This is a genomic window from Methanomethylovorans sp. (assembly GCF_050177135.1).
Lineage (GTDB): Archaea > Halobacteriota > Methanosarcinia > Methanosarcinales > Methanosarcinaceae > Methanomethylovorans.
This window is the reverse complement of sequence record NZ_JBFXHJ010000143.1, coordinates 1-5488: the sequence shown is the minus strand read 5'-3', so window position 1 is coordinate 5488 and position 5488 is coordinate 1. Positions and strand designations below refer to the sequence as shown.

Here is a 5488-nt window from a genome sequence, read left to right as displayed (position 1 = left end):
TTTAAATAGTTAGGTTGCATATTACTATTTGATAATATAGCTTGGAATCCGCTCTAATTTACAGAGTGGGTGGTATAAATGCAAATCAGATCAAACAAATCAATTTGTTTTGGACTTGTATTGTTTACGATCATGACAATGGGGTTCGGTTCTGCCGATTCCCTGGATGTAGAGCTGTTCAGCCATTTTGGCGGAATTGTTAACGATGTTGCAGTATCCGGGAACTATGCGTATGTTGCACAGGGATCCGATCTTGCCGTCTATGATGTTACCAATGTTTCTGATTCATTAGAAGTTGGTAGGGCCATTACAACTTCTGGAGTACGTGATATTGCTATAATGAACAACTATGCCTATTTAGCAGATTCCGAAAATGGTCTGGTGATCGTCGATGTTACCAATTCTTCATCGCCGGAAATTGTAGGTAGCTGCGATACTGCCGGTTATGCGAATTCTGTTGTTCTATCCGGCAATTATGCATATGTAGCTGATGAGAACAATGGGCTTGTGATCATAGATATCACTAATAACTCCGCACCAGCGATCATAGGGACTTACATCGATGATCCTGCATATGTCGTTGCCGTATCAGGCAATTATGCGTATGTTTCTGATGCCTGGAATGGTATTTCAATTGTAAATATCAGCGATCCGGCAGCTCCAGCCTTTGCAGGTAACTTTGATACCAATGGTTCTTTCGTGCATGATATTGCAGTGTCCGGCAATCATGCATACTTAGCCAATGCTTTTGACGGCCTTTTGATATTAGATATTAGTGATTCAGGAGTACCAACACTTATAGACGAATATGATGAAGTCAATTATGGATACAGCGTTATTTTGTCAGGCGACCATGCATACATATCCGACGGTATGTCTATTGATATTTTAGATGTCACAGATCCATCTTCAACAATATTTTTAGGCAGGTGTGAAACTGATGGATATGCTGAGAGTATCTCTGTAGCAGGCGACTATGCCTACATAGCAGGCGGTGAAAGTGGTTTTTCCATTGTGGATATAAGTGATCCTGTAGCACCACAAATTGTTGGCAGCTATGGATTTCCATGTATAGTACATAACATTGTAGTGACAGATGAATATGCATACATAGCCGATGGTATAAATGGGCTGGAAATCTTTGACCCATCTAGAAAACTTGTAGGTAGATATAATGATCACGGTTATGTAAGCAATGTCATCGTTTCAGGCGATCATGCCTATCTGACCTGGTCCATAGATGCCGGCACTCATCATAGTTTTCTTGAGATCATTGATGTCAGTGACCCTCTCGCGCCAACACTTGCCGGGTGTTACGGCGGTATTTCACCACTTGTTTTTGCTGTAGAGGGTAATTATGCATATGTACAAGGACTTGAAGATTATCTTGAGGTCGTGGATGTAAGTGATCCCGCAGAGCCAAGACTTGTAGCCAGCTATGATTACGATTATGTAGCTGCTCATGGTTTCCCTACATATCCCTTTGATACTGCATCAAGTATTGGCCAAACCACAACCACCTCTTACTCGGCAACTTACGATAACAGACTGCGTGAATCAACTCCAAGTACTGTGCTTTCCACTACCACTTATGTAGACGTTGGGAAAAGCACATCTCGCAGCAGGGGTGTCATGCTGTTCGATCTCAGTGATCACGAAACAACAGATACAATTGATAAGGCAACGCTTTCTCTCTGGTGGTACTATCCCGCAGGCAAGACACGTGCTTCTGAAACTGTAGTGGAGATATACAGACCTGTGGAATGGGATCCTGGCTATGTGACCTGGAGGTCCACTGCATCCGGTACATCCTGGACTGCAGCAGGGGGGAACTGGTATGATAAGAACGGTGTTGCTCAGGGCAGTACGCCATATGCAGCAGTAACTTTCCCGGCTGGCAAAGTGCCTGATGACCAATACTATGAGTTCGATGTCACACAGCTTGTGCAGGAATACGTAAGTGGTCAGTATGATAACACTGGTTTCTTCCTCAAGGCAAAAGAAGAGAATGGTAATTATATTGCATTTTACAGCTCGGACTGGTCAAATGCTGTGCAGAGGCCAAAGTTGACCATCGTTTCGACTACAGGTAATGTAGATAATACACCTGTGGATCACCCACCAGTAGCAAATGCAGGGGATGATATCACCGTAACCACAGATTCTGAAGTAAGTTTTGATGGCAGTGCTTCCACAGATGACAAGGTGATCGTTTCTTATTCATGGGACTTTGATGCATCAGACGGTATAAGTTCAGAATCAGACGAAGTAATGCCTAACAAAACATACGTTACCGAAGGAACGTATATCGTAACGCTCACGGTCACAGACACAGCTGGGCAGATGTCTTCCGATACATTACAGGCAGTTGTGACCGATTCGGTGGTAAGTTCAGTTATTTATACACCCATCTACGACAACCGGTTGCGTGGATCAACTCCAAACACTGTGCTTTCCAGTTCCAGCTATATTGATATCGGAAAACTTGGTACGACAGGTTACAGGGATGTCATGCTGTTCGATCTCAGTTCATACGACCCAACAGATACTATATCCCAGTCAACGCTCTCACTATACTGGTATTATCCCGCAGGTGCTACACGCACTTCTGATACTGTGGTTGAGGTTTACAGGCCAGTGCAGTGGGACCCACAGTATGTGAGCTGGAACTATCGTGCTTCCGGTACTCTGTGGAACACGGCTGGTGGAAACTGGTTCGATAAGAACGGTGTTGCTCAGGGCAGCACGCCATATGCCTCTGTGACCTTCCCGGCAGGCAAAGTTCCTGATGATCGATACTATGATCTTGATGTCACACAGCTTGTACAGGAATATGTAAGCGGTACTTATGTCAATACCGGTTTCTTCCTAAAAGCGAATACAGAGGGCGGTAATTATATCGCTTTCTACAGTTCGGACTGGTCGAATGCTGAGCAGAGGCCAAAGTTGACCATCACAGGTTAATAAGAAAACCGATCCTGACCTTAAAAGTGTGAGCGTAGTCATTTCGCTCCACTTCTTTTTTGTTCATCACTTCTGGAACATGAGCACGCTCAGGAAAAGAGATGCTAGGAATCCTATTGTTCCCAGTATCATCGTGTTGTTCTCTCCCAGGATTATCAGGTATGCAGAGATCAGTGCCACTACTGCAAGGAACAGGTTCCTGGTCAATCTGTCAAGCAGCCTGTATCTTTTAACCTTGTATGTGCTTTCCTGGAGTTTTTCGAATCTGTATCCTCGGATGGTCTCAATGACATCATTGACACCTGCAGGGAAGTTCCTGAAGATCTCCAGGTATCTGTCCCCTTCAAGCTGAATGGCCTCAAAAGCTTTTTTCGGAGCGTACCGATTCCTTATGGCCTTTGAGATAACGGGTTTTGCTCCGTCCAGCAGATTAAATCTCGGATCAAGGTCCAAACAAACAGACTCTATAAGCAGCAATGCTTTTTCCAGGGTGGAGAACTCACTTGGCAGGGACATGTTATATTTCAGAGCGATCTTTGCATAATTATCGCTCTGCCTCTCTCCAAGCCCATATTTCTGGTCAGCTATCAGATCGTCCATGTCCCGTCTGAACCTGCCGATATCCACTTCTTCTTTACGCAGCTTCCCTATCTTCAGGAAAGCATCCGAAGCGATCTCCACATTTTCGGCATACACTCCGTAGAAGAGGTTAAGCATATCACGCTTAAGCTCGTTGTCCAGCTTGCCCACAGCACCAAAATCAATGAAGGCTATTTTCCCGTCCTTTACGATGATATTTCCGCCATGCGGGTCTGCATGGTAGAATCCGTCGATGTATACCTGTTTCAGGTAACTGGAAGCGATTAGTTTTGCATAGTGTGTCCTGGTGGCCTGGTCCACATCTTTCAGGTCCTTTACCTGCACACCCTCTACAAAATCCATTACAAGAATACTGTCCCGGCTGTAGTCGGTATATACTCCGGGGATCAGAACACTCTCATCATCTTTGAAATTTTCATAGAACCGGATCATGTTCCTGGCTTCTATCCTGTAGTCCAGTTCACTGGTAAGCACTTCCCTGAATTCCCTCAGGAAAGCGTCCACATCAAAATTATTTCCAAGACCAATGATCTTCACTATAAGGGGTTTCATGTCCTCGATGATGGCAAGATCAAGGTTTATGGTGTCAATGAGGCCGGGGCGGGATATTTTCACGGCTACTTCCTTTCCGTCCAATACACCTTTGTATACCTGTCCGATCGAAGCGCTAGCTATGGGTTTAGTGTCAAACTCATCAAATATCTCAACTATGTCCTGAGCCCCATAGTTAACACCCGTGTGTTCGTCCTTATTGCCAAGAGCATTGCACTCGCAGCCTGTTTCAAAAGAAGGCCTCATCTGGCTGAAATCAAGGGGCTTCACTTTGTCCTGCAACTTTTGCAGTTCGATGACATATGCCCTGGGAACAATATCCGGTCGTCTGCTCAGCATCTGTCCGAGCTTTATGAAACTGGGCCCAAGCTCCTCAAATGCATCGCGGAGCTTTGCTGCACCGCCACGGTTTTCAAGGTCCAGGCTACAGGTACATTTACTGTTGGATATGTAATTGCGTTTTATATCTTTATATAGCAGGAAAAAAAGGTTGTATTTGATGAATACCCGGCCAATCGTGAGATATCTGCGTGTTTTCCTAAACATCTAAGGATAGTAATGTTTTTTAGTAAATATATGTTCTCTATATTCAAACATCACTCCAGGCAAACTTTTTATTAACTGCACAACCAATATCTTTGGGTTCATTATATTGTGTGCTGAGCTCATCGGGGGTACATTCGGTATGGGTGGGTGTTGTATATGAAATGGAGCCATCTGGCAGGTATTGGTATTATTCTGTTGGTCATACTATGGACTGGTTACGGTCAGCTGGGGCTGAGACCTGCTGTCATTGAGGGGGATCTTCTTGATATAGAGATACCTCCGGGTTTCAGGATAGAAGTGTTTGCCGATGGTCTGGGTGATAGTCTTATATCTTATCCAGGGCCAGCTCCAGGTCCTCGCATGATGTTAATGAAAGATGGCATACTTATGGTGTCCATCCCAAACAAAGGTCTGATAGCAGTGCTTCCTGATCTTAATAAAGATCATAAGTCTGATAGCGTGGGAGTTTTCATTGACGGATTGGATCGTCCTCATGGTCTGGACTATTACGATGGCTGGTTCTATATAGCTGAAGAGGACAGGGTCATCAGGGTGAAAGATGGTGACAATAACTTCGTTGCAGAAAAGGAAACCATTGAAGTACTGATAGATGATATCCCCACTGGAGGACATTCTACAAGAACGGTAAAGGTCCACAATGGGAGCCTGTACATGAGCGTGGGTTCGTCATGTAATGTGTGTTACGAGACGGATACCAGAAGAGCAGCCATAACACGCTGTGATCTGAAAGGTAACAATTGTACTGTATTCGCCTCAGGCCTTAGGAATGCCGTTGGCATGGCTTTTCATCCTCTTACAGGCAAAT

Annotated in this window: 3 protein-coding genes; 2 read left to right on the top strand and 1 reads right to left on the bottom strand. The window is 44.6% G+C overall.

What is annotated here, in order from left to right:
- Window positions 1-78 precede the first annotated feature (78 nt).
- A complete protein-coding gene (locus AB7U21_RS10020; protein WP_428388736.1) occupies window positions 79-2964 on the top strand; it encodes a disaggregatase related repeat-containing protein in 2886 nt (961 codons plus the stop codon).
- A gap of 66 nt (window positions 2965-3030) precedes the next feature.
- Here the strand turns inward: AB7U21_RS10020 and AB7U21_RS10015 are convergent, their stop codons facing one another.
- Window positions 3031-4662 (bottom strand): ABC1 kinase family protein, encoded by a 1632-nt coding sequence (locus tag AB7U21_RS10015; RefSeq protein WP_428388734.1) that lies wholly within the window; start codon window positions 4660-4662, stop codon window positions 3031-3033.
- A 156-nt stretch (window positions 4663-4818) separates the two neighbouring features.
- Here AB7U21_RS10015 and AB7U21_RS10010 point away from each other — a divergent pair.
- Window positions 4819-5488, top strand: a 670-nt coding sequence (locus AB7U21_RS10010; protein WP_428388732.1) for a PQQ-dependent sugar dehydrogenase, incomplete at its 3' end; no start/stop codon positions are given.

Bases quoted from the DNA above. Each gene is read 5' to 3' on its own strand.
- AB7U21_RS10015 (WP_428388734.1), bottom strand. From the start codon at position 4,662: ATGTTTAGGAAAACACGCAGATATCTCACGATTGGCCGGGTATTCATC.
- AB7U21_RS10020 (WP_428388736.1), top strand. From the start codon at position 79: ATGCAAATCAGATCAAACAAATCAATTTGTTTTGGACTTGTATTGTTT.